This is a genomic window from Desulfovibrio sp. UIB00 (assembly GCF_022508225.1).
Taxonomy (GTDB): domain Bacteria; phylum Desulfobacterota; class Desulfovibrionia; order Desulfovibrionales; family Desulfovibrionaceae; genus Desulfovibrio.
Genome location: NZ_JAETXJ010000010.1, coordinates 84,636 through 107,752, shown reverse-complemented (window position 1 = coordinate 107,752; position 23,117 = coordinate 84,636). Strand labels below are relative to the sequence as shown.

Below are 23,117 nucleotides of genomic sequence, written 5' to 3'. Positions count from 1 at the left end.
AGCGAGGGAAGGAAGCTCCCGAGCTTCAGCCGCGTTGCCCACGCCATGCTGGGGTAATTGGTAGTCCCTCTTCGGGGTGCTTCGGGGGGGATGCAAGGGGGGCCGAGAAGGGGGCGTAGCCCCCATAACAGGCCCCGCCTTGCTGCGCGCCGCACAGGCGTCCCAAACTCCGCCGGACGGCGGAAGATAGCGCCCGAAGGGCAATAATAAATTAAGTTGAGCCGATCAACGTGTTCTTGGCATCATTGCCGCATCGGACACGGCTATCACTAAAGATCATCCGTTCTCCCATCTACACGCCGATCAATTGAGGCCCCGCGCAAACGCACAATTACCGCTGTAACTTTGTTGTCAAAAGTCGCGTAATACTGCTGTAACAATTGGCTCAATTCCCTCTTTCTTTTTGGTAATTGTCTTTTCAAATTATCTCTGACGAATTTGATTCGCCGTCAAATTCAATTATTTTTGTAACAGACCCGCCATAGTATCGGCTTAGTGATGTTTGTGACTACGAGTCTGAGTACCGAGCTAACAGCCGATTGATACCGCCTACTTCAGGCGAACAGACCGCAGCCCAACCAACACAGCAAGTCATGTGGAGGGGGTCATGCCCGATTCTTCCGCGCAGGATTTATTTGTAGAAACTTTTTGCGATCTGCCGCTGCATCCTGCAAGCTTGGCGGATTCGTGCTCTCATCCACGCCGTGCTACTTCCATGGTTCCGCCCCCCGCATCAACTTCACTGAATGTTGCAAATGCCGATGATGATCAGCGTCGTCAGGCCTTGCTGGACGTGCTCCAGGATCAGACCATCACCAGCGTGCTCCAGCCCATTGTTTCTCTTCGTGATGGCGCAGTTTTTGGTTACGAAGCGTTGGGTCGCGGCCCTGCAGGCACTCCGCTTGAAAATCCCGAGGCCCTCATTCAGTGCGCGCTGGAAAACGGCCGCATGCTGGAGCTTGAGCATCTCTTTAGGCGCAGCGCCCTGCGCGCTGCCCGCCAGATGCCAACGGGCATCCGTCTGTTCCTCAATGTAAATCCTAACATTATTCAGGATTCCCATTTCGGTATGGGATTCACCAAGGAATACCTGACCCGTTTTGCCATCAGCGCCGAAGATATTGTTTTTGAAATCACCGAGCGTGAATCCGTCGTGAACCTGCGCGGCTTCAAACAGATTATCGAGCACTACAAAGGCCAGAATTACCAGATCAGCATTGATGATGCAGGTGCGGGCTATTCCGGCCTCAACCTCATATCAGACGTACAGCCGCACTTTATCAAGCTCGACATGCAGCTCATACGCGGTGTGGATAAAGATCTTACCCGGCAGGCGCTTATCAAGAGCATGCAGGAATTCGCGGCGCTCACCAATACGCGCATCATTGCCGAGGGCATTGAAACTGAAGAAGAGCTGGCAACCCTCATAAGCTTTGATGTGCCCTACGGGCAGGGATATTTTCTCCGCAGGCCAGACCCCACGCCTAGGGCCGTAGATCCGGAGGCGCTTCAGGTCATTCACCGTGAAAACAAAATTAAAAACAGATTTTTCGGCGCGCGCGTCCACAAGTTTCATGTGCGGCACATTTGCCGCCCAGGCACTGTTGTACCGCCGCACATGCCCATACGCAGCGTGGTTGATCTGTTTGAAAAAAACAGCAAGCTCAATGGCCTGTGCGTTGTCATGGGCGAGATTCCCGTTGGGGCGCTCACGCGCAACCGCCTGCACGAGCAACTGAGCGGAAGGTTCGGTTTTTCCCTTTTTGCCGACAAAGCCGTGGAGGCGGTCATGGACCGCTCCTTTCTGTGTGTAGACCACCAGTGCACCATTGATCTGGTAGCGCGGCAGGCCATGCGCCGTGATGACGCCAAACTCTATGATTTTGTCACCGTGACCCGCGAGGGGCGCTACCAGGGCGTGGTGACAGTCAAGGAACTGCTCGAAAAAAGCATTGAGCTTGAGGTCGCCAATGCGCGCCAACTCAACCCCCTTTCAGAACTGCCCGGCAACGCGCTCATAGATATTGAGCTGGAACGGCTTGTGCGTCTTGGTTTGCCACGCATTGTTCTCTACTTCGATATCGACAACTTCAAGGCTTACAACGACAAATACGGCTTTAAAAATGGCGACAGGGCGCTCAAGCGCCTTTCCTCCATCATCAAGGAAAGCGCGCTCGAGGATGACTTTGTGGGGCACATCGGCGGTGATGATTTTATCGCTGTAACAGACGCCCTGACAGCCCGTAGCGTATGCGAAACCATCATCTCGGCCTTTAACGATAGCGTGCCTGCCTTTTACAGTGCCGATGACGTCCAGCGCGGTTACATCGAGGGCAAAAGCCGCAGCAATATTGAGGAGCGCTTCCCGCTCATGTCCCTGACCATTGTCGGCGTCAAGGCCAGCAACTTTCAGAGCAGCTTTGATCTGGCGCGGGCCGCAGCCACGCTGAAAAAACAGTGCAAACGCATCAGCGGCAGCAACTACCAGCTTGAAGCCTAACGATCTTTGCTGCCCTCGCAGGGGCAGCAATCAAACTACGGGAGTGTTCATGAAGCTGACCACGAAACTGGTTCTTTCGTTCAGCAGCATCATTGTTCTCATGCTGGCGCTGTTCGGCGTGTATTACGTCAATACCGACCGTATTGATCACGCCGTCAGCCATATGGATCAGCAGTATGTACCCTCGCTCGTTGCGGTGCAGACCATGGCCTCCCTGCTTTATTCGGCTCGTTCAGATCTGGCGGCCCTCACCCCCCATACGGATAGAGTCACCATTGCCGAGTATCGCGACCGTATCAAGCGCGCACTCAAGCAGTTTGCGCAGCACGCCGAGGCCTATCAGGCATTGATTGAGACGCGTAAGCAGGCGGGCGAACAAGTGGATGATGAGCTGTGGGGCAACATCACGGCCCAGTTGCGTGCGGAGGAAGCCACACGCGAAGAAATTATCCGACTGGCGGGCGAGGGTGACACTGATGGTTCCATTGCGCTGTTCACCCGTAGCAGGGCCGATTTTATCCGCCTTGCGCGCTATTTTGACCAGCTTGTACAGCACGACGTGCAGCGTAGTCAGGAGGCTGCGGCGGGCGCGCAGGAAATTGCGCGCCAGTCGCGTATGGCCGGGGCCGCGCTTGCCATCGTGGGCATACTGTTCAGCATTGCGGTTACGGCGGGCATCACGCTTGCCATCAAGCGTCAGCTCGGCAAGGATCCCGCGCAGTTGCAGCTTATAGCGTGCCGCGTGGCTCAAGGGGATTATGATCTTGAGCACTCAGGCCGCCAGCAAGGTGTGTACGCCTCGCTGGTACTCATGGTTCAGGCTTTGAAAGCGCATATAGAAAGTGCGCGCAGTGAATCGGAAAAGGCGCGGGAAGAATCCGCCAGGGCCAATGCCGCCCTGCAACAGGCCGAGGCGGCGGAGCGCGATGCGCGGGCAAAAACAGAAGCCATGCAGCAGGTAGCCGAGGCGCTGGAAGAAGTGACCCATGTTGTGGCCACTGCCTCCGGGCAGGTAGGCGAAACCATCCGGCAGGCGGAAGAAAGTGCTGACAGCACGGCCCAGAGGCTCACGGAAGCCGCCACAGGCATGGAGCAGATGAATGCCACCGTGGGCGAAGTGGCGCAAAATGCCGCCGTGGCGTCTGATTCCTCGGCAGAAACCCGCCAGAAAGCCGAGGACGGGGCCAAGGTGGTTCGCCACGCTCTGGAGAGTATTGAAACCGTGCGCTCCACCTCCTTGCGCCTCAAGGATGACATGGAGCAACTTGGCGGGCATGCGCAGGCCATCACCCGAATCATGAACGTAATTTCGGATATTGCGGATCAGACCAACCTGCTCGCCCTCAATGCTGCCATTGAGGCCGCAAGGGCTGGGGATGCAGGGCGCGGCTTTGCCGTGGTGGCGGACGAAGTGCGCAAACTTGCGGAAAAAACAATGGCTTCCACCCACGATGTTGATACGGCCATCAAGGCTATTCAGCAAAGCGTGGCCCATAGCGCCGCCTCTGTGGAGGAAGCGGTAAAAGGCATCTCGCTGGCAACCGAAGCTGCCCAGCAGTCAGGGCAGGCGCTGGAGGGCATTGTGGGAACAGTGGAAGAAACCGCTAATCAGGTCAGCGCCATTGCCACCGCCAGCGAGCAGCAGGCTGTGGCCACTGACCAGATTAACCGTACTATTGGGGATGTTACCAGCCTTTCGCGGCAAACAGCTGTTGCCATGAACGCTGCTTCGCGCGCCGTTGCGGGGCTTTCTGCCCAGGCCAAAAATCTTGAAGGCCTCATTGAGCAGATGCAGAACTGCTGAGGCAAAAATTATCCCGTAGCAAAAAAGAAGCCCCTTCATTGAAGGGGCTTCTTGCGTTCATAATGGGTCACGTCAGGCGCCGCCGCTGTGGCGGGCCTGCACCGCAAGGCGCTATTTATTCACGTAGGCTTTGCCCAGTTCCAGCGCCTTGAGGTTGGATTCCTGCAATTTCGCGGGCAGGAATTTTTTGATGGCGGCTTCCAGCGCGTCCACGCCAAAGGGCAGCACGCCAGAAGAACAGACCACGCTCAGCAGCACAGTGTTGCCGCTCTGTACGGAACCGGCCTGCATGCCAAGTTCGCGGCAGGGCACAAAGTGGCACTGTCCGGCGACCTGACGGGCCTTTTCCATAATGTGCGGCATGTCGGGGTACACTGCCTTGCCCAGTGAAACGCTGAGGGGCGGCAGGGCATCGCTGCTGGAAAAGATCGCGCCGCCGGGTTGCAAATAGGGCAGGGCGCGCAGGGTTTCCAGCGGCTCAAAGCCAAGCAGCACATCGGCTTCGCCGTAGTCCAGCTTGGGGGAACGCCAGCCGCCGAGCAGCATGACAGATTCCACCACGCCGCCGCGCTGGGCCATGCCGTGTACTTCGCCAGCCACCACATCCAGTCCGGCTTCCAGCGCCGTGCGGGCCAGCAGGGTTGTGGCCGTCAGGGTTCCCTGACCGCCCACGCCGGTAAAGAATATACGCATCCGCTTTTGCATTTCTTGTGTCTTCATAATATCTCCCTACCGCTTCCGCGCCTTGAAGGCCGTGGGCGCAACCTGCAAACAGACCATGCAGCCCGTGCAGAGCGTGGCGTCCACAGCAAGATTGTCGCCCTCGCGGTAAAAGGCGGGGCAGGCCAGCTGCTCAAGGCAGCGCATGGCTTCCGGTCCCTGCTGGGCCACTTCGGCCACCTGGGGCTGGGCCTTTTTGAGCTGACGGCGGGCATACAGCACGCAGGGCTCTTCGGTAATCAACACTCGCACGCCGCTCTGGGCCTTCATTTCTTCCAGCGCCTTGGTGACGGCCTTCACGTTGAAGGAGCGCACCTTGGCGCACTGGGTAACGCCCATGGCGCGCACAATGGCTTCGATATCCATGTGCTGGCTCATGGAGCCAAGCATGTCCTGCAGCATGCCGGGGTTGGGCTGATGCCCGGTCATGGCCGTGGTGCCGTTGTCCAGAATGACCAGAATGACGTCATGCTGGTTGAAAACCGCGTTGGCAAGGCCTGTCATGCCGGAGTGGAAGAACGTGGAGTCGCCGATAAAGGCCACAACGGGTTTTTCCGATGCGCGGGCAAAGCCGCTGCCTGCGGATATGGAAGACCCCATGCACACCAGAAAATCCGCAGCGCGCAGAGGCGGCAACAGACCCAGAGTGTAACAGCCGATGTCGCTGGAATAGAAGGCATCGTCGCCAAAAACCTGCCGCGCGGCATAGTAGACGGCGCGGTGCGAACAACCGGCGCAGAGGTTCGGCGGGCGGCCCGGCAGCTCCATGTCCACGCTGCGCACGGGTTTGGCCGGGCAGGGCGTGTCGAGCCAGGAGGAAAGGCGGCGCATGACAAGGGTGGTGGAGTATTCACCCTGGCCGGTAAGGCCGGAATCCTTGCCTTCAATGCGCACGTGGATGTCCTGCTTTTGCACCAGGGCGCGGATGTCCTGCTCCAGCAGGTCAACGCCTTCTTCAAGCACCAGCACACGGTCGCAGCCGCGTAAAAATTCGGTGATCATGGCGGTGGGCAGGGGCCAGGTCATGCCAAGCTCAAGCACTCGCACACGGTCTTCCCATCCGCCAGCCGAAAGGGCGTCGGCCAGGTAGTTGCGGGCCACGCCGCTGGTGATGATGCCGAGGCGCGTGGGTGTCTGGGGTTCATGCACTGTATTGAAGCGGCTGGATTCCGCAAACTGACGGGCTTTTTCAATGATGCCGTCCAGCACCAGATGGCGCTTGCGGGCCACAGCGGGAACCGGCACAAAACGGCTCGGGTCGCGCTTGAACTCAACCTTGGGCTGGGTGGCGGGCAGATCGTCAAAATCCACAGCGCCGCGCATGTGGCTGACGCGGGTGGTGGTGCGCAGCATCACGGGCTGTTGCAGCTCGCGGGCAAGACGAAAGGCCTCGCGGGTCATGTCCTTGGCTTCCTGCGCTGAGGCAGGCTCAAAACAGGGAAGCAGGGCAAAGCGCGCATAGGTGCGGTTGTCCTGTTCGTTCTGGCTCGAGTGGCAACCGGGGTCGTCTGCCGTCAGCAAGACCATGCCGCCGGGCAGGCCAGTGTAAACGGAGGTGAACAGCGGGTCGGCAGCCACGTTGACGCCCACATGCTTCATGGTCACGAGGCTCATGGCACCGCCAAGGGCGGCACCGGCGGCCACTTCCATAGCCACCTTCTCGTTGACGGAATATTCCAGCCGATAGCGGCCCTCGCCGCCAAGCCGGTGGAACGTGTCCGGCACTTCCGAAGACGGAGTGCCAGGGTAACAACTGACCATATGCACACCCGCTTCAAGCGCGCCGCGCACAATGGCTTCGTTTCCCAACAGCAGGTGCCGCTCGCCGCGAGCGCCCTGCAACAGCGGATGATTGCTCATGTTCCCTCCAGGCCCAGGCATATGCGCCTGAACCGCAACTGGATGCAAAATGGCGCGACCCATGCGGCCCCGCCTACAATGACGCAAGCCCGCGCTGTTTGCACATGCGCGGGCTTGCGAAGAGATATTTACTGGGCTTTGCCGGAAGATTTTTCCCCAGCGCCGTCTGGCGCTGCCGGGGTCGCAGTCTGGGCAGCTTCTTCTTCAACAATCTTGGGGGCCAGCGTGGTTGCGCGGGCGCGGAAATATTCGCTGTTGAGGCCCTGCGCCTCGCGCGAGAGGGAAAGGTATATGCGTGCGGCCTGTTCTGTCTGCCCGGCGGCTACGGCGGCTTCGGCCATCATCTGCTTGAGCTGGGGAGCTGTAACTTCACCCGGCAGCGCTGCTTGCAGCTTTTGCAGCAGGGCAAGGGCATCGGCGTATTTTCCGGCCTTGAGCATGGCGCCGGCCTCGTTCATGCCGGCAATCAGCGCAAGGGGGCCTTCGCTTTCCTTGGCGGCCTTGGCAAATGCATCTGCGGCAGTGGCGTTGTCGCCGTTGCTCATGGCGCTCTGGCCCAGAGCCAGATAGGCGGAAAACTTCACGTCAGCAGGAGCTTTTTCCGCCAGGGCGGCAAGTTCCTTGACCTGCGCGGGGCCGCTGGTTTGCAGCACAATGCGCGCAAGCGACTGCCGCGCCTCATCATTTTTAGATGTGCTGTACCAGCGCCAGATGCCGGTGCCCGCCAGAACCAGCACAAACAGCACCACAATGCTGGCTATGGTGCCAGCGTGGCGCAGCATGAACTGGAGCATGGGGGCGCTTTCGGAGCTGACTTCTGCCTGAAGGTCGCGCAACAGGGGGGAATCCTCTGCGCCTTGATTCTTTTGCGGATTCATGTATCAAAACTCCTTAGGGAGGCGGAACCGCCGTAGTTTTTCCGCGCGTTTGCCCTGCGCGTTTCACGATCGGCGGAGCTGGACGGAAGCTTTTTTCTTAGGCCAGAATAAGCCCCTCTGTCAAAACAAATATCCTCTGGTCAGGCTGCCCGCGCGGCCCCGGCCAATACAATAAGGAGTATGCATGACGCCTGCAGAAGAAATGTCGCGCCTTGGCGCGCGGGCAAAGGAAGCGGCCAGGGCCATAGCCAAGGCCCACCCCGATGCCAAAACGCAAGCCCTGCTGGGGCTGGCGCAACTGCTGCAGGAGCGGGAGGCCGAAATTCTGGCCGCCAATGCGGAAGACCTTGCTGCGGCCCGTGCCGCCGGGCAGGATGCCCCCCGCCTTGACCGCTTGACGCTTACCCCTGCCATCATGGATGAAATGCGCGCAGCCTGCCGCCACGTGGCCAATCTGCCTGACCCTGTGGGCGCTACGGAGCGCCAGTGGCAGCGGCCCAATGGTCTGCTTGTGGGCCGTATGCGCGTGCCGTTGGGCGTGATCGCCATGATCTACGAGGCGCGCCCCAATGTGACCATCGACGCCGCCATTTTGTGCATCAAGGCGGGCAATGCGGTTATTCTGCGCGGCGGCAGCGAGGCCTTGCGCTCCAACATCGCGCTTGCCAAGGCCCTGTGTGATGCGCTGGCCCAGGCGGGATTGCCCGCCGATGCGGCCCAGCTTGTGTCCATACCCGGACACGAAGCCGTCAACGCTCTGTGCAAGCTCGACAGCTATATTGATGTAATTATCCCGCGCGGCGGCGAGGGCCTTGTGCGCGCCGTGACCGAAGCTGCCACCATGCCCGTGCTCAAGCACTTCAAGGGCGTGTGCCACGCGTATATTGATGTGGATGCCGATCTGGATGCAGCCGCAGAGATTGTTTTTAACGGCAAGGTGCAGCGCCCCGGTGTGTGCAACGCGCTGGAATGCCTGCTGGTGCACTGCGACGTGGTCAAGGATTTTCTGCCCAAGGTGGCGGCAAAGCTTGGCGCTGCCGGGGTGGAATTTCGCGCCTGCCCGCAATCGCTGCCCCTGCTTGGCGCGACTGCCGTTGCCCAGCAGCCCGATGATCTCGGGCAGGAATTCCATGCCTTGGTGCTTGCTGTTTGCGTGGTGGAAAGTATGGATGCCGCGCTGGATCACATTGCCCGCTACGGCTCAAATCATACAGAAATCATCTGCACCAACAACCATGAGCATGCCATGCGCTTTTTGCGCGAGGCGGATGCTTCCATGGTGGCAGTCAACGCTTCCAGCCGTTTCAACGATGGCGGGCAGCTTGGCCTGGGCGCGGAGATCGGCATTTCTACCTCAAAGCTGCATGCCTACGGCCCCATGGGCGTGGACGAACTGACCACCACCAAGTTTGTGGTGCTTGGCCAGGGGCAGGTGCGCGGATAAATGACGGAAGCGGCGTCTCCCCCGCCGGGCAGAGCCATTCTTGGCGGCAGTTTTAACCCGCCCCATGTGGGACACCTGCGGCTGGCCATAGAGGCCCGCGAGGCCTTGGGCGATCTTGTGCAGGGCGTGGATATGGTGCCTTGCGCCGTACCGCCGCACAAGGCGCAGCGCGGCATGTTGCCTTTTGATCTGCGCGCCGACATGGTAGAAGCCTGCGCTCAGGGCTTGCCCTGGCTGCGCTGCAACCGGATGGAGGCTCAGCGCCAGGGGCCGTCGTATACGTGGGATACGCTTTGCGCCTATCGTGAGGCAGAGCCGGATACGGATCTGTATTTTATTCTGGGCAGCCCGGATTTCGCCTTGCTCTCCACATGGCATAAGGGGCTGGATCTGCCCCGGCTGTGTCATTTTGTGGTTGTGCCCCGCAAGGGACATACCTCTGCCGATTTTATCACCGCCGCCAAAGCCTTGTGGCCCGATGCCGCAGAGTTCGCTCCATTGCTGCCTGCCTGCCCGTGCATGGTCTTGCCGGGGGGGGGGCTGGCGCATTTTCTTTCTGTGCCGTGGCTGGCTGTGAGCGCATCTCGGGTGCGTCAACTTTGGCTGACAGGCCGGAACGTGGATTTCCTTGTGCCGGATGCGGCCTTGCAGATTTTGCGAAGCAACGTTCAAACAGTGCGGCATCACTGGCTAGAGGACGGCTCGGCATGCTGACTACTGCTCCAAAAGAAATCAGGGAAAATATCGCCCGTGCAATGGGCTATCTGCGGCGAGACGAAGTTGAGCGCGCCCTTGTGACCATGAGTGAGGCGCTGCGGCTTCTGGCCGGGGTAAAGCTGATGCGTTCAGCAAGGGCGGAACTGGATATTCAGATCGGGGAATTTTTGGGGGGCATTGTGCGCCATAGCGCCCTGCAACCGCTGCTTGATCCCGGCAATACGGGCAATCCGCGCAGCATCACCCTGCAAGCGGGCAAGGAAGCAACGCTTTCCACCGTACTGGATGGGCTGGCAAAGATTCTGCAAACTGCGGCAGAGCAGGCTGTGCAGCAGGAGGCAGAGGCCCGGCTGGAGCGGAAAAAGCAGCTTATCAGCAGCGGGCTGGATTTTTTGCGCGAAGGGCAGGTAGCCAAGGGGCGCGCTTTTTTGAAGCGCATAGTGGAAGAGTTTGGCGATGAGGAAGGCATCCGCCTGCAAATGGGCCAGATTTTTGCCGCTGCCGGGCTGTTTGCCGAAGCCGCCGCCATGTATGAGGAAGCCATGACCATCCAGCCGCGCGAGGCCTCGGCCTACACCGGAGCTGTGGCGGCGTGGATGGAACTGCGGGAATACGAAAAGGCCGAGGCGGTGTATCAGGCGGTGCTGCGTACGTTTGGCGGACATGCCTCCACCTTTGGCAAAATGTCGAAGCTGTATCTTGCCTGGCGTAAAAAACAGGCTGCGGAAGATAACGCCCTGCGCGCCTTGCAGACAGACCCCGAGCAGGCTGATGCTCTGGAGGTCATGGCGGCGCTGGGCAAGCACTAGGAGTGGCGCAGGCTGATGCCCTGAAGAGAAGGCGGCGTTGGCAGACTCTATGGGTGGGGTTGCAGGGTTTGAGTGAAAAACGCGATCAGAGCGATATCGCGGAATGGACACGCTGCCTTTTACCCCGGCAGGGCAGAGCTGGACGAAAATTTTGGCCTGCTTCCCGATCCCTCTTGGCCAGATGACCTGCTGTACTCGGCTTGCGCCTATGCCCATAGGGCTGTTCCTCTCAGGTTGCCGGGGGATGTAAATAAAGGAATTGCGGGCGACTCTTAGCCATTTTGAGACAAAGCACAGCGGCGACGCGCCATTGTGAGACAGAAGCATTGCCTTTCACCCAAAGATAGGCTATATACCGCCTTCGGCTGCAAGCGGGGCACCCAACGCCCTTTGTGGCCTGCGGAGAGGTAGCGAAGCGGCCGTAACGCGCTCGACTCGAAATCGAGTTAGGGGTTAGTAGCTCCTACGTGGGTTCGAATCCCACCCTCTCCGCCATTAGTAAATAATTCGAGCTGGTTACAAACGTAGCCAGCTCTTTTTTTATGCCCTGATTTTGGGCGTACCTAGGCTTCATGCGTGATTTCATGCGTGATGCTATCCGCAGGCCCTTGCAAAACACCACGATTCAGGCGTTCACGCTTTTTTGAAAAAGGTCAAAAAATTAGGGGAATTATACCTAATAAATAGGCGGGAATGTGTGCAATCAGCCTGCAATCCTTTGCAAAAGGCTGCATAGCGCGCAATAGCCCAGTTCCCTTTTTCGCCATTGGCCCTGTAGATTCGCCTGCCCTTTGCACAGGCTCTGGGATTGCACAGAAGCGTCAAAAAAACGCCGAAGGTTTGGGGCGGAGGAGTGCTTTTTTTCTGGGGGTGCGACGCTTTGGCCACAGGGAAAACATTTATTCTCGCAATGCTTCAGTATAGGAGATTAAGATAAAATTAATTTATTTAGCAAGTTGTGCTGCCTCAAAAAGATTTTTTCAAAAAGATACCTGCTTCGTATGTAATGCAACGGCTTCTATTTTTTTGTGTGTAGGATTATTTCTAATTTATCCTAGAAATTAGAGCAAAAGCTGTGAACAAAATGGAGGATGAGATGTACTTGAAAGCACTGGCTACCTATCTGATTTTGATTGCGGTAATTCTGGGGGTGAATGTCTGTAGTGTGCTGGCAAATGATGTTTTTTATCTTAAAGATGGTCTGTATGTGCCAGAAAAAGATCAGTGTTACAAAATTGAAAATGAATACCACCCTGAAGGGAAAGAATATACTGGTGATGGCATATATGTTCAGACAAAAAATGGATCTGTTTTTAAAATATTTTTGGGAGTGGGGCAACGTTATGAATTTTTGAAGGTAATTAAGAAGGATGGTAACTTGTATACTGTTCTGTTCGGATTAAAGCCTGGCGGACAAATGGGAGATAGTACTGTACAACAAGATTCTAATGTATATAAAGTGTATAGTGAGACGTCGTTTTCATGGTTAAGCGTTACTTCAGATGGCCTTCCAGATAAGTCGTTTAAACCTGTAAAGTATAAGTATTGTGAAGGTCAGTATGAATTTGATGCACACGAAGGAAATGAAAAGAAAAATAATTTGTCAAAGTCAAATACTACCAGTGTGCAAAAACAAAATTCAAAGCAGATAGCAAAAGATATTACGGGGACATGGTCAGGATATTTCCCTGTAAAAAATTCGAATGGTAAATCATATATGCTCAATATGACATATGTTATATCTCGGGACAGCGCCAAAGTTGGAATGTATCATTTTACACAAACAAGTTTTTTAAAATTTGATGATCCTGCAGACGTGTTTGGATGTTCCAATACAAATTCATACAGCAACACATACCAAGGTGACATTATTGAAGAACAAGTTGGGTATAAATTTGTCCAGAAAACGGTTTCAAACCCAAAGTGTGGAACAACAGACGTTGACCTTTATCGGTTGAATGGTGATCGTATTAATGCGGTCAATGTCAATGGTGGTAAGATAACAAGTGGATATTTAACAAGAAATTGATCAGCGTTGAAAGCATGATGGGGGCGTATACATATTTTGCACACGCGCCCATCATGCCATTAATAGAATTCTATTATCATCATTATTTGAGCTAGTTTAGACTTGATCTGACAGGTGCCCCTTGAAGGAAAGGGGAATTTCCCATTTGTCACTCAGACGGCCTCCTTCCTGCACATTTGAGCACCTTACATCTTCACCCCGGCCAAAGCCGCGTCCACCTGCTCTATAATTTCGCGCACTGTCCGAGCGTCTACATCCACAGTTGCGGCGGCCGCCAGAAAATCCTTTTCGGTTATATCCTTGCCCTTGTTGTTGACCATGCAGGTCTGTTCCCCGTTAATGCCCTCTGACGGCGTAAGGTCATAAACTGGGGCCATGCGCCACTGGTTTTCCTTGTTCAGCAGGAAGGAAAAGTTCTTGGAATGGTCGTCCCTGTTGCCGGAGCGCACGTTGAACACCATGAGACGCACCATTTTGAGCACTTCGCGTATGTCTTTGGTGAGCAGCAGCGTCAGGCGCAGCAGGCTTTCATAGGTGAGCGAGGGTTCGCGGTGCGATGCGTGCAGCAGGCCGCAGGCGGTGTGCACATGCACCTTTTGGCCATGCACCCTGTCAAAGCGTTGGACGCCGAAATATCCCGGCGAGGTTGCCGACGGAAACAGGTGCGTTTCCGGCATATCCAGCCCGGCATCTCTGGCCGCCAGGGAATATGCGTATTCCGTCAGCCCGGTGTTTGGCGGTTCGTGCGCGGAGCGAAATTTGATGATCCAGGGGGTTCCTTGGGGTTTGCCCGCCCCCTGCGGCACAATGCGGTAATCATCGGCAACGTTCACCAGAACTTTGGGTCTGGCCCCTGCGGATGAGCCGTTGAGCTGAATAAGCTTGTCCAGTTGCCCCGCATCCACCGGCGCATCGCGCAGAACCCGCAGCGATTCCTCTGCCAGAGCATCCAGTTCCGCCACAGAAACGGCTTCCTCTGTCTGTTCCGCCGCCGGGGTGTACTCCAGCGCGCCCATGCCGTGGGCACCCACCATGGCAAGGCGCTGCAAGGGCAGGCAGGCATGGAGCGATGAACCTTTTTTTCGCAATGCCCTGTCCAGCAAAAGCAGCCCCCAGCCATCGGGCAGGCTGTCGTTGAACACGCCGAACAGGCCGTCAAAGGTGCGCTTGGGGTCTTCCTTGACCTCTGGGCTGAGCGGAAGCCTGAACGGCGAAATGTTGATGCCCGAATCAAGAAATTCTGGCGCGTACTGAAACAGAATGGCGTTGCTGTGCGCGGCGAGCTTTCCCACATGGCGGCGTACGCCGTATGCATGCAGATGCACGTCAAGATTCATGGCGTTTTCTCCCTGCCCGCTTGCGGGGTGCTGGGGATTGCGGCTTGAACAGGTTTTCTGTGCGCGGCGGGTTGAACAAGCCGGAAAAGGCTTCAAGATCGTTAAGAATCAGGGCGATAGCCAGTAGGGACGCGAGCGAGATTTCCCCTGTTGTTTCAAAGCGCTTCACAGAGCCAAGGGAAACGCCGCTACGGGCTGCCAAATCTTTCTGGCTCATATTGAGCGCAAGACGTTTGGCCTGCGCCTTGGCGGCGATGCCGAGCCGGATTTCCTGCGGAGTTTTTAGAATATCATCTAACATAATAGCTCTTAATTTTATTTTTTAGTATAATAGCTAAAATATGAGATGATAGCAATTGGTTGATGGGGGGGGAACTCGCGCTCTACCGTCAACACCAGCCCCGCCGAGCGAGATCGGGGCCGAGCTCACCAAGAAAAGAAATAACCCGTTGAGGTTTTGAATCCGCACAGGGCGCGTATGGAGCAGTGCCCGCAAAACGGCGAGGAAGGCGGCAATCGCATCAAAGGAATCTTTTGATAAATCGCGTGTAGTAATGGAAGCTTACGGCAAGGCGCTGCGGGGCGATTCGTGGTGGCTGGCAAGTTTGACATCTATATGCACGACACTGTTTCTGGTGTTGGTGCAAGCATGTATTGGATGGATCAGAAACTAGATGCCTAGCATCTAATCGGGCTGTGAAAAAACAAGGGAAGCGAGTTCGCAAGCTTCCCTTGTCTGGCATCAATACTTGTGAAAATATAGATTGTGTCATTGAAATGATGTTCTGGTAGATTCATTGTGCTGATAATTTTAGAAATGAGGTTATAGCTACTATTCAGAAGTCATTTTTTTGAGGCGGTACTAAGATGAAAGATTTTTATGCTAGTAGGTTTCGTACTTAACCGGTAAGCGAGGTTTATCCATCATGAACGACCATATGATGAAAATTTTGGGGATACTAATCCCCCCCCTTATTCGTGGTGGTTGGAATAAATGTAGGCCAGTTATCGAACGTAGAAAAATTATTTCTGGGAATTCAGTTTCTCGTACGTTCTTAATTGAACAACTGGAGCATGTATTAAATGTATTGAGTTACACGAAATTATCTTCACTTGATAATCTGGAAAACAGCTGTCTTTCGTTTCTTTCAAATCATGACAGTATTTATAATAAACCACATATGAAAGAGTGGCTCAATAATCAAAAGACGAGAGATATGTTCATAGAAAAGGCTATCGGAAAGTTTTCTGGTGATAGTTTCAAAGAACACAATGAATTTGATGAGTTGTTGGCATCTACATATATGGAAATATCTGGTGAAAATAATTTTTCAGCAAGACAAATAATTGAACTGACACATAAGTTGCTTGTTTGTAGTGTTACTGCATTGTTAGATGCTCAATCTAAAATTATAGATGAATTCGGGCAGCTTAGATTTGCGCAGATGTCAATTGATTTCAAGAAACAACTTGAGCCAATAATACTGGGGCAGGAACGTATAAACGAACGTTTAAATAATATACGCATTGGATTTCAATCACAGCCTTTAATAGATAAAATAGCACAAGATGCCTTGAAGTTAGTACTTTGGCGTGAGCCTTTTGAGGAAGTTGATTCTTTTAATGAGATATCTGAACTAGCAAGTAGAGCAGAACTCGGTGATCTGTCGTCTGCAAGTAGGCCAATTCGTGTTACAATTTTTCGTGAGATGGCAAGGGCATGCTGCAATAAAAATGATTCGGAGCGGGGGGAGAAATGGTTAAAAGAAGCAAAAGCATTATCCGCTGACGAGGAGTTTGTCGTTGATAACCTTAGAATAAGGATGAGTGCTGGTCGTGTAGACGAAGTCCTAACTGAAGCAAAAAATATTGATTCATTAAGTGTCAGAGAGTTTGTTTTCAATGTTTTGCTCACTCAGAAGGATAACTTGTCTGCATTAGAATACTATAATTATCAAATTAAAGATTCAAGCTTGTTGTCGGGAACAAAACTGTTGGGCTTCGCTATTAAGCAATGTGAAATTGGTGATTATAATTTTTCCTTAAAGCTGCTTGTTAGGGCTACTAAGACTCAAATTCAGGATTGTCCGGCTATTATTCCAATTAGGGCATTAATAAAAGTAGCAATTTGTACGGGGTGTATGGAGAAAGATTCACTATTTTCAACTCTGCCAATCCATCCAAAATTAGTCAAATTTGATGATACGCCTGAAATGAGAGGATTAAGGGTGTCAGCGTTGGAGGATGCAACAAATTTTATAGATAACTATTTATTGTTAAAAATTCCAAAATTCCAGGCTGCTATTGAAGAAGTTAAGTTATGGCTTGAGCTCGAACATCCAGACGATAATTTTCGAGAAAAAAAGCGTCATGCTTTCAATGAATTAATCGCTGATACCGAAAAGGCAGTCAGGTATTCTCGTTTTGCGTTTGACTACGGATATTCACTGGATATGCGTGGCATGAATAAATACCTAAATTTGCAAAAAAGTATTGGTGAATTAACATTTAATGAAACAATTGCGATCTTATTGTTAGCAATGAATCAAGATACGCCACAAGCTGTCTTGCAGCTTCTTGATGAGAACAGTGCCAGCATTACAAAAGTAATAAAGATGGAATATTTTGTTAGTCTTAAGGCGGAGGTCCTCCACAAATGCGGTAGAAGAGATGAGTGTGAGAAATATATCAATGATAACAGTGATGTTATTGGTGAAATAAAAGCTAATACTCTTAAGTCGCTATTTCTCAAAGAAAATTTAGAGGATCCTGTGGCACCATATCGTGAGGGTTTTGAGCTTACGAGCGGTGAGGGGGAAAGGCGATTGTTGATTAAGGCACTTGAAGATAACCACAGATATTTAGAAGCAGCAGAACATCTGACTTATTTTTTTAATAAAACGCCAAGCTACGAAGAAGCGGAAAGAATTCTTTACCATTTTATTAAATGTGGAGAATATAAAAAAGCAAACGATTTTTTGTGCCAAGGTGTTGTGCAGCTGTTGATTGCAGAAAATTCTAATTTGCAAAGTCTTAATGCATGGATTGCTTACTTTAATGGCGATATTGTTGAAGCGTCTTCAATCCTGAAGCTGCTTCCTAAAAATCGTGAAAAAAATGATAATAATTACAGACTCGCTCTGCTGATCGCTCAGGAAACAGGAAATTGGGAAGATGGGCTTGACGAGCTTGTTTACGCAAAAAATAACGCCGAGACACTCTCCTATGATGAGCTCGTTCGCTATGCCGGACTGAGCTGGTTAATCAAAGCCCCTGGGCAGATCGCCATAGATCTACTTAAGGCCGCCTCGGTAAAGGCATCTGACTCAAATGACGCATTTGCTCTAACTCGGATATATTCCTTAGCCATCCGTATCGGCGATAGCCAGCTAAAAAAAATTGCTGAAAGCGCACTTACTCAAGCGCAGGAACTTTCAACTACGGCTGAAGGACCTTTAACTGCTGTTCCCTATAGTGAGTTAGAAACAATATTTAGACAGGCCCATGAATATGAAAGCAGTATTTCAGAGAATGTCAGGCTCGGCACTATTCCTTTAATTTTTGCTATTCAGAAGAATGGAGCATTATCTAATGTCCTCGCTGGACAGATGCTTTATAATGAGCAGCAGCTTGATTGGCGAAAAAAAAATTGTATTCCTCTTTTTTGTGGAAATAGAATAGACGAAATTCCTAAAATAAAAAGTATTGCTATCGATAGATCCAGTTTGATCACTTTGGCCTATTTAAATTCATTAAATATAGTCTTTAGTGCATTCGACAAGGTTGCAATTACAAATTCTTGCATGACAGAGTTTCTAGAAGATATTGAAAAAATTCGTTTCCATCAGGCGTCACAAGTTACAGAAGCGCGGCTCGTGGAGCGCCTCATTGCCGAACAAAAAGTTAAAATTTGTAAAAGTGAGGCGTGTGCTATTTCTGATGATATCCCTGCTGGCTTGAGCAGGGATTTAAGTATGCTGGTCGTTCAGGCCAAAAAAAACAATGGATATGTCGTTATTGCCAAAGACGAATATGATACTGCAAGTTTTCTAACAAAAAAGGTAGATTTGTCTGCTATAGATTCTGTGTTAATAGATTTAATTGAAATTGTAAGTTTTCTTTCACACGAAGGAGTCATTGCAAAAGATAATGAAGAAGAAATTGTACAATATCATAAGGCAAACCATTTATATTCTGTCAGTCATAAAAAAATTTCAAGGCATACACAACTTTTTCTAGATAGCTATGCCTTGGATTGTCTTATAAGGTATGGCATCATTGAAAATCTTTTAAAAGTTAATTCAGAAGTTTTTATATCGGAAGAAATGCGTCTTCATTATCTTGGTTTACTTTCTTATGTAGACAGGCAGTCTGATGTTGAAGATATTATTACAATGATTAGAAATGAAGTTAGTGGAGGCATTGCGTCAGGTAAAATACAATTTTTGATAAGGAATAAGAGCGACGAGGATTATGACGGTTTCTCCTTGCAGGCTTTGTTAGCCCATGGACATGAACGTGATGCCATCGTAGTTGATGATAGATTCGTAAATAAAAATATTGGGGAGTCCCCGATAATAATGTCTAGTTTGGACGTGCTAAGGCGTCTACAGTGTGCATCAGTTATTACTGAACAAGGTTTGAGTGATATTTATAAAAAATTGCGAAGGTGTGGAACGGTCTTTGTTCCGTTGACAAGCCAAGAAGTTCTTGCGGCTGCAAATCAAAGTTTTCAGCAGAATAAACAATCAATCGAGTTAACTGAATTTATAGAATATTTTTGTATGATTGGTAAAACATCTATTCTAGTTTTGCCAGATGAAATGCCTTTCATTCTATCTTGTGTCAAAGTATGCACAACTGCAATAAAGGATGTCTGGATTAATGAGGAAGTTGTTGAGGCGGCTCGAAAAAAATCTATTTATATACATAAAATTTTAGATGCTTTGTATTGCTGCTTACCTACTTCAGATTCGCGGGGCTTTGCGGGAGCATATGCCCGCACTGCCGGAGCAATTGTTGCATTGCTTGCCGACGCAAACTTTCTCCACGAACCTAGTAAGGTGAAAGCCTATTTCGAGTTTGTTGAGGACTTCATACTAAAAGCAGATAATTATTTAGCAACGTTTGTTTATCCATCGCTTAGTGATCTGTTTCGTAAGGTAATAAACGATATGGTCTGCAATCATGAGGGTGAGGGTAGCCCTTATAGCTATGCAGAAATATTAAAATTTTGCATGTTGCAATTGCACCCTCGAATTAAATCCCTATTGCTAAAAGACCCCGAATTCTATGAAAAATATATGGAATGTTTTGGGCAAGTCACAATATGCAATGCGTCTTTTTCATATAATAACTTCTTGGGGAAAATAAGAGAAATTGCTAATGGTCATGTGAATAATTTGATTGATGATAGCGGCAATAAAACAAGTTTAAGGGTTGAAAAAACAGGGAGTGGAGCAATTCAATTTGTTAATGGGGACAGTAGCTGTGAGTTAACCGCAGGTTGTATCCTTACGGATTCAACAAAAGCTCGCCAAAGAATTCTTAACGTCCTCAAGGAAACATATGACTTTCCGCGCGAGCTTGTTCGAAAGTGGAAAAAGAGTATTACTGTTGAGTTGACTAACTCTGATTATTGGGAGCTCGTTGATGACATTGGCAAATTACCTTCTGTTGTATTGGATAAGATAGAAGCTGAAATATCACGGACGCATAAGCTATTGGCTGATTCTCTCACCCCCCAGTCTGTTGATACATTTGTTGCGCTGTTTGGTAAGCCGATGTCGCACAATATTGATGGTTTTTTTCTTAGTTCAGCTGTCCTACGGGGACGATTGCTTGCTAGAAACTTGAAGAAGGCGTTGTATGAATTTGGGCCAAGCTCTGTAATCCCTTCAAAGCAAATGTTGGATACATGTTTGCATAAGAGGTGTGATTTTTCTGTTGAGTTTTTGCAACATTGTGCAAGTACATTTAAAGATCCATTTAGTCTTATGCTTATATTTGATATCTGTGCAGCGTTATCTTGTGAAAATAATTGTTACGTTGCGATTGGTAAGGACATCATCAAGAGGATTGTCGAAGCATCATCCTCAAATGAATTTATTGATTTTGAGATTAGCTTGCACTTTGTGTCCCCCTCGCTTGTTCAAAAAAATATTTTGAAAGATTTTCCTCTTTACTTCCAGCGACTTTGTGCTTGGGGGTGGTCTGGGTACGTTTCCCGAATTTTAAATAAATATGAATTTGATAGAACTGCGTTGTTGAAGTGTTTAAGAGACGAACAAAACGATTTGTTTTTGTTATCAGGCTTAACTGGCGGGCTTGAATCGCCGTTATGGCAAAATTATCAAATTTCAAAGCCGTATATTGTTGGGTTTCTTTGTAATAGAATAATAGCTTCTATTGATGTCTTTTGCACAAAAGGCGTGCCGAAAGAATGGAGCGACTTGCTTTTAGGTGCCAATTCAAAGAAGGCAACTGCTGAAAACAATATTTATGTCCTGCATCCAACGCCGTTCTCTGGGTTGAGCCAGCACTATCGTGAGCTAATCATTCCTGATGAAATTTCGTTAGAGATTGTCAGAAGGTTTGAGATGTTTGAGGCGAAAGAGTTCTTGCTTTCTCTCTATGCCTGCTCTCATTTATTTCGGGTTAGCCCTGAACATATTGAAAAAATAATAATTTCATGTAAACGATTGAAGACCTCATATGCAGAAATTAAGGATGATGATTTATTTAAGATAGTTGAAGGAGTGAGCCGGATTGCATCGATAAATTACTCTACAGAACTGGCTGAAACTATAGTTGAATGGATTCTGTCAAGGATTGTTGAGCAACATAAAAATGAAGAGTTTCTATGTCTATGCGCAGTTCTGAATGTCTTTAATTCTTACAGTAATTCGGAGCAGGCGCTTAATTTTCTGAGAGAAAAATCATCAATAATTGCCAATGTTAGTAGTGACAAGGATGCAATAAATAGATGCTTGTCACTAATTAGACGTGTGGAATTTTGTTTTCCTGAGTTTCGTCATTGTTTTCTTGCGGCAAAATCTATTTTTACACTTGGAAAATATGCAAACTAAATACTACAATAAACTTGCTGTATTGATGCATCTTTTTTATGGAGAAAGTTACATGATCCAGTTGAAAAGCCTTAGATAGATGATTGTTCGCAATTTTTTTGAGGCTAATTTATTTTGGACATCAAACCGGATATATCTTTTTTGTTTAGTTAAATAATTTAATTATTTCAGGTAATTGTTTGTAATTATGAATCCCACCCTCGCCTTCTTCATCGCACTCTGTAATACAAATGGAATCGGGCATGAACATATACGATATAGCCATGATGCCCTTAGAAGCGTGGGTATTGAAGAAAATGCGTTCAACAATAATGCCCTGTGCATATGGCGATGTGCTTGAAGCCGGGATAGGAACAGGAGTCAACCTTCGATATTATAATCCTGAAAAAATACGCAGTCTGACAGGGTTGGATCGCCAGTACTCACAGGAACTTGAACGGCGGGCCGGGAAGGATTTTGCGTTTTATCAGGGCAATGTTGAAAAAATGCCTTTTGCAGAAGGGCAGTTTGACACCGTGGTCGCCACGCTGCTTTTTTGCACTGCGGATATTGAAAAAAGCATGAGCGAAATACAGCGGGTGCTCAAGGCGGGCGGCCTGTTCATTTTCATAGAGCATGTGCGGCCCAAAGGAGCGCGGGCCGGTAAAATTTTTGACTTTGCTAATGGCTCATGGGCACGAATTGCCGACGGATGCAACCTCAACCGTCGCACAGACGAGATTTTGAAAGAAAGCAGTTTTTCTGATCTCATCATTATGGAGCGCGGCGTTTTTCGCTACGGCACTGCAAAAAAGCCTTAATCAGCAAATACGAATCATTTTGCCAGTTCCCCGTCATGTTTATTGTGCCCTGTTGCATAAAAACATAAGGGCAAGCTGCAGTATCGTCCCCCCCTATGTGGTAAAATGTCCAGAGTTGCCCACTGGCCTTGGCCTCATGCCTCCGAACAGATTCCGACAGAACCACAGATTCAATAATCACCGCCAAGGGGTTAACATCTGGGGCAGGCTCTTTAGGTGAAAATTCCTTCTGGTAGTTATCTGGCGTCCCACGGACACTAACTATTGGGCCCCCTTTACCTCTTGTCCATCAACACCCGCTGAAAAAACTCCAGCGTCCGCTGCTCCGCGTCTGTTGCGGCAGAGCGGTTAAAGCCGTGCCCCGCGCCGGGGTAGATCACCATTTCAGCCGTTTGGCCAAGGCTGCGGGTCAGTTCCACCAGTTCCTTGCCTCTTTCCATGGGCACAACTGTATCCGCGTCGCCGTGCAGTTCCAGCAAGGGCGGCATGTGGGTAATGGGGTGCTTGCCGTCAGCCCTGCGTTGAGCGGGGATGCCGCCGTAATACACGACCAGCGCCGCGATTCTTGTATCCTTGCTGGCTACGGATGTTCCCAGATATCCCCCCTGAGAAAAGCCCACGATGCCAACGGGGCGGGCCTTCTGCCCCTGCGCGAGCACGTCTGTCACAACATCGCTGATCATCTGCGACCACGCGCCTATGCGCTTTGAAAAATTTGCGCGCCGCGTTTCCACAGTTTTGGAGCATGCGACGTCCTGCTCATTATAATAATCCAGCACATAGGTATCAAAACCCGCGTGGGCCAGCTGCGTGGCGTTGCGCTCATAAAACGCCCGAAATTTATCCAGGCCCTGGCTGCCGTGCAGCACGATGATAGCCGGGTGCGGCCCTTGCCCGGCAGCAAGAAAGGTTTTGACCTCAACCGGGCCTTGGGATGTCGTTTGCGTGGTTTCGTGAACCTGAATCTCGCCCGCAAGGGCGCAGCCAAATCCGCCAAAAAATACAAACAGAAAACACCAGCAAAAGATTTTTGCGCTCCGCATATTCCCGCCCTTAGGTAATGAATGAAGTTCCGGCAATGTCTTCGGGTACTCGCTTTGTGCGGGCAATACAAGGTCGCCCGCGTGTGTT

Annotated in this window: 14 protein-coding genes and 1 tRNA gene; 9 read left to right on the top strand and 6 right to left on the bottom strand. The window is 50.8% G+C overall.

The window, feature by feature from the left end; translation table 11 throughout:
• Window positions 1-607: 607 nt before the first annotated feature.
• Both JMF94_RS13820 and JMF94_RS13815 read left to right on the top strand, forming a co-directional pair.
• Window positions 608-2,500 (top strand): bifunctional diguanylate cyclase/phosphodiesterase, encoded by a 1,893-nt coding sequence (locus tag JMF94_RS13820; protein WP_240825813.1) that lies wholly within the window; start codon window positions 608-610, stop codon window positions 2,498-2,500.
• A 49-nt stretch (window positions 2,501-2,549) separates the two neighbouring features.
• Window positions 2,550-4,304 carry a methyl-accepting chemotaxis protein gene (locus tag JMF94_RS13815; protein WP_240825811.1) on the top strand — a complete coding sequence of 585 codons (1,755 nt, stop codon included), beginning with the start codon at window positions 2,550-2,552 and terminating at the stop codon, window positions 4,302-4,304.
• Window positions 4,305-4,415: 111 nt separating this feature from the next.
• Here JMF94_RS13815 and JMF94_RS13810 read toward each other — a convergent pair whose 3' ends face one another.
• The 3 genes from JMF94_RS13810 to JMF94_RS13800 all read right to left on the bottom strand — a co-directional run bounded on the left by JMF94_RS13810 (window position 4,416) and on the right by JMF94_RS13800 (window position 7,762).
• On the bottom strand, window positions 4,416-5,024 hold the full coding sequence (locus tag JMF94_RS13810) for an indolepyruvate oxidoreductase subunit beta (RefSeq protein ID WP_240825809.1): 609 nt from the start codon (window positions 5,022-5,024) through the stop codon (window positions 4,416-4,418).
• A gap of 9 nt (window positions 5,025-5,033) precedes the next feature.
• Window positions 5,034-6,884: an indolepyruvate ferredoxin oxidoreductase subunit alpha gene (gene iorA / locus JMF94_RS13805; RefSeq protein WP_240825808.1), complete on the bottom strand. Its 1,851-nt coding sequence runs from the start codon at window positions 6,882-6,884 to the stop codon at window positions 5,034-5,036.
• Window positions 6,885-7,012: 128 nt separating this feature from the next.
• Window positions 7,013-7,762 carry a tetratricopeptide repeat protein gene (locus tag JMF94_RS13800; RefSeq protein WP_240825806.1) on the bottom strand — a complete coding sequence of 250 codons (750 nt, stop codon included), beginning with the start codon at window positions 7,760-7,762 and terminating at the stop codon, window positions 7,013-7,015.
• A gap of 184 nt (window positions 7,763-7,946) precedes the next feature.
• On the opposite strand from JMF94_RS13800, the gene JMF94_RS13795 reads away from it, so the two are divergent.
• The 5 genes from JMF94_RS13795 to JMF94_RS13775 all read left to right on the top strand — a co-directional run bounded on the left by JMF94_RS13795 (window position 7,947) and on the right by JMF94_RS13775 (window position 12,761).
• Complete coding sequence (locus JMF94_RS13795; protein ID WP_240825805.1) at window positions 7,947-9,206, top strand: glutamate-5-semialdehyde dehydrogenase; 1,260 nt, start codon at window positions 7,947-7,949, stop codon at window positions 9,204-9,206.
• Window positions 9,207-9,920 carry a nicotinate (nicotinamide) nucleotide adenylyltransferase gene (gene nadD, locus JMF94_RS13790; protein ID WP_240825804.1) on the top strand — a complete coding sequence of 238 codons (714 nt, stop codon included), beginning with the start codon at window positions 9,207-9,209 and terminating at the stop codon, window positions 9,918-9,920.
• On the top strand, window positions 9,914-10,732 hold the full coding sequence (locus JMF94_RS13785) for a tetratricopeptide repeat protein (RefSeq protein WP_240825803.1): 819 nt from the start codon (window positions 9,914-9,916) through the stop codon (window positions 10,730-10,732). The genes nadD and JMF94_RS13785 overlap by 7 nt, the downstream gene beginning before the upstream one ends.
• Window positions 10,733-11,133: 401 nt before the next feature.
• Window positions 11,134-11,227: transfer RNA gene (locus tag JMF94_RS13780), tRNA-Ser, on the top strand.
• A gap of 601 nt (window positions 11,228-11,828) precedes the next feature.
• On the top strand, window positions 11,829-12,761 hold the full coding sequence (locus JMF94_RS13775; protein ID WP_240825802.1) for a hypothetical protein: 933 nt from the start codon (window positions 11,829-11,831) through the stop codon (window positions 12,759-12,761).
• A 185-nt stretch (window positions 12,762-12,946) separates the two neighbouring features.
• On the opposite strand, the gene JMF94_RS13770 is transcribed toward JMF94_RS13775, so the two are convergent.
• Complete coding sequence (locus tag JMF94_RS13770; protein WP_240825801.1) at window positions 12,947-14,098, bottom strand: type II toxin-antitoxin system HipA family toxin; 1,152 nt, start codon at window positions 14,096-14,098, stop codon at window positions 12,947-12,949.
• Window positions 14,088-14,399 carry a helix-turn-helix transcriptional regulator gene (locus tag JMF94_RS13765; protein WP_227119438.1) on the bottom strand — a complete coding sequence of 104 codons (312 nt, stop codon included), beginning with the start codon at window positions 14,397-14,399 and terminating at the stop codon, window positions 14,088-14,090. The genes JMF94_RS13770 and JMF94_RS13765 overlap by 11 nt, the downstream gene beginning before the upstream one ends.
• 625 nt (window positions 14,400-15,024) lie before the next feature.
• On the opposite strand from JMF94_RS13765, the gene JMF94_RS13760 reads away from it, so the two are divergent.
• Together JMF94_RS13760 and JMF94_RS13755 are read left to right on the top strand one after the other, a co-directional pair.
• On the top strand, window positions 15,025-21,186 hold the full coding sequence (locus JMF94_RS13760) for a hypothetical protein (RefSeq protein ID WP_240825800.1): 6,162 nt from the start codon (window positions 15,025-15,027) through the stop codon (window positions 21,184-21,186).
• A 242-nt stretch (window positions 21,187-21,428) separates the two neighbouring features.
• A complete protein-coding gene (locus JMF94_RS13755) occupies window positions 21,429-21,986 on the top strand; it encodes a class I SAM-dependent methyltransferase (RefSeq protein ID WP_240825799.1) in 558 nt (185 codons plus the stop codon).
• Between the two features lie 275 nt (window positions 21,987-22,261).
• Here the strand turns inward: JMF94_RS13755 and JMF94_RS13750 are convergent, their stop codons facing one another.
• Window positions 22,262-23,029, bottom strand: coding sequence for an alpha/beta family hydrolase (locus JMF94_RS13750; RefSeq protein ID WP_240825797.1), 768 nt, complete (start codon window positions 23,027-23,029; stop codon window positions 22,262-22,264).
• Window positions 23,030-23,117 lie beyond the last annotated feature (88 nt).

Excerpts from the sequence above, each read along its gene's own strand:
- JMF94_RS13820 (WP_240825813.1), top strand. The coding sequence starts at position 608 with ATGCCCGATTCTTCCGCGCAGGATTTATTTGTAGAAACTTTTTGCGAT.
- JMF94_RS13815 (WP_240825811.1), top strand. The coding sequence starts at position 2,550 with ATGAAGCTGACCACGAAACTGGTTCTTTCGTTCAGCAGCATCATTGTT.
- JMF94_RS13810 (WP_240825809.1), bottom strand. The coding sequence starts at position 5,024 with ATGAAGACACAAGAAATGCAAAAGCGGATGCGTATATTCTTTACCGGC.
- iorA (WP_240825808.1), bottom strand. The coding sequence starts at position 6,884 with ATGAGCAATCATCCGCTGTTGCAGGGCGCTCGCGGCGAGCGGCACCTG.
- JMF94_RS13800 (WP_240825806.1), bottom strand. The coding sequence starts at position 7,762 with ATGAATCCGCAAAAGAATCAAGGCGCAGAGGATTCCCCCCTGTTGCGC.
- JMF94_RS13795 (WP_240825805.1), top strand. The coding sequence starts at position 7,947 with ATGACGCCTGCAGAAGAAATGTCGCGCCTTGGCGCGCGGGCAAAGGAA.
- nadD (WP_240825804.1), top strand. The coding sequence starts at position 9,207 with ATGACGGAAGCGGCGTCTCCCCCGCCGGGCAGAGCCATTCTTGGCGGC.
- JMF94_RS13785 (WP_240825803.1), top strand. The coding sequence starts at position 9,914 with ATGCTGACTACTGCTCCAAAAGAAATCAGGGAAAATATCGCCCGTGCA.
- JMF94_RS13775 (WP_240825802.1), top strand. The coding sequence starts at position 11,829 with ATGTACTTGAAAGCACTGGCTACCTATCTGATTTTGATTGCGGTAATT.
- JMF94_RS13770 (WP_240825801.1), bottom strand. The coding sequence starts at position 14,098 with ATGAATCTTGACGTGCATCTGCATGCATACGGCGTACGCCGCCATGTG.
- JMF94_RS13765 (WP_227119438.1), bottom strand. The coding sequence starts at position 14,399 with ATGTTAGATGATATTCTAAAAACTCCGCAGGAAATCCGGCTCGGCATC.
- JMF94_RS13760 (WP_240825800.1), top strand. The coding sequence starts at position 15,025 with ATGAACGACCATATGATGAAAATTTTGGGGATACTAATCCCCCCCCTT.
- JMF94_RS13755 (WP_240825799.1), top strand. The coding sequence starts at position 21,429 with ATGAACATATACGATATAGCCATGATGCCCTTAGAAGCGTGGGTATTG.
- JMF94_RS13750 (WP_240825797.1), bottom strand. The coding sequence starts at position 23,029 with ATGCGGAGCGCAAAAATCTTTTGCTGGTGTTTTCTGTTTGTATTTTTT.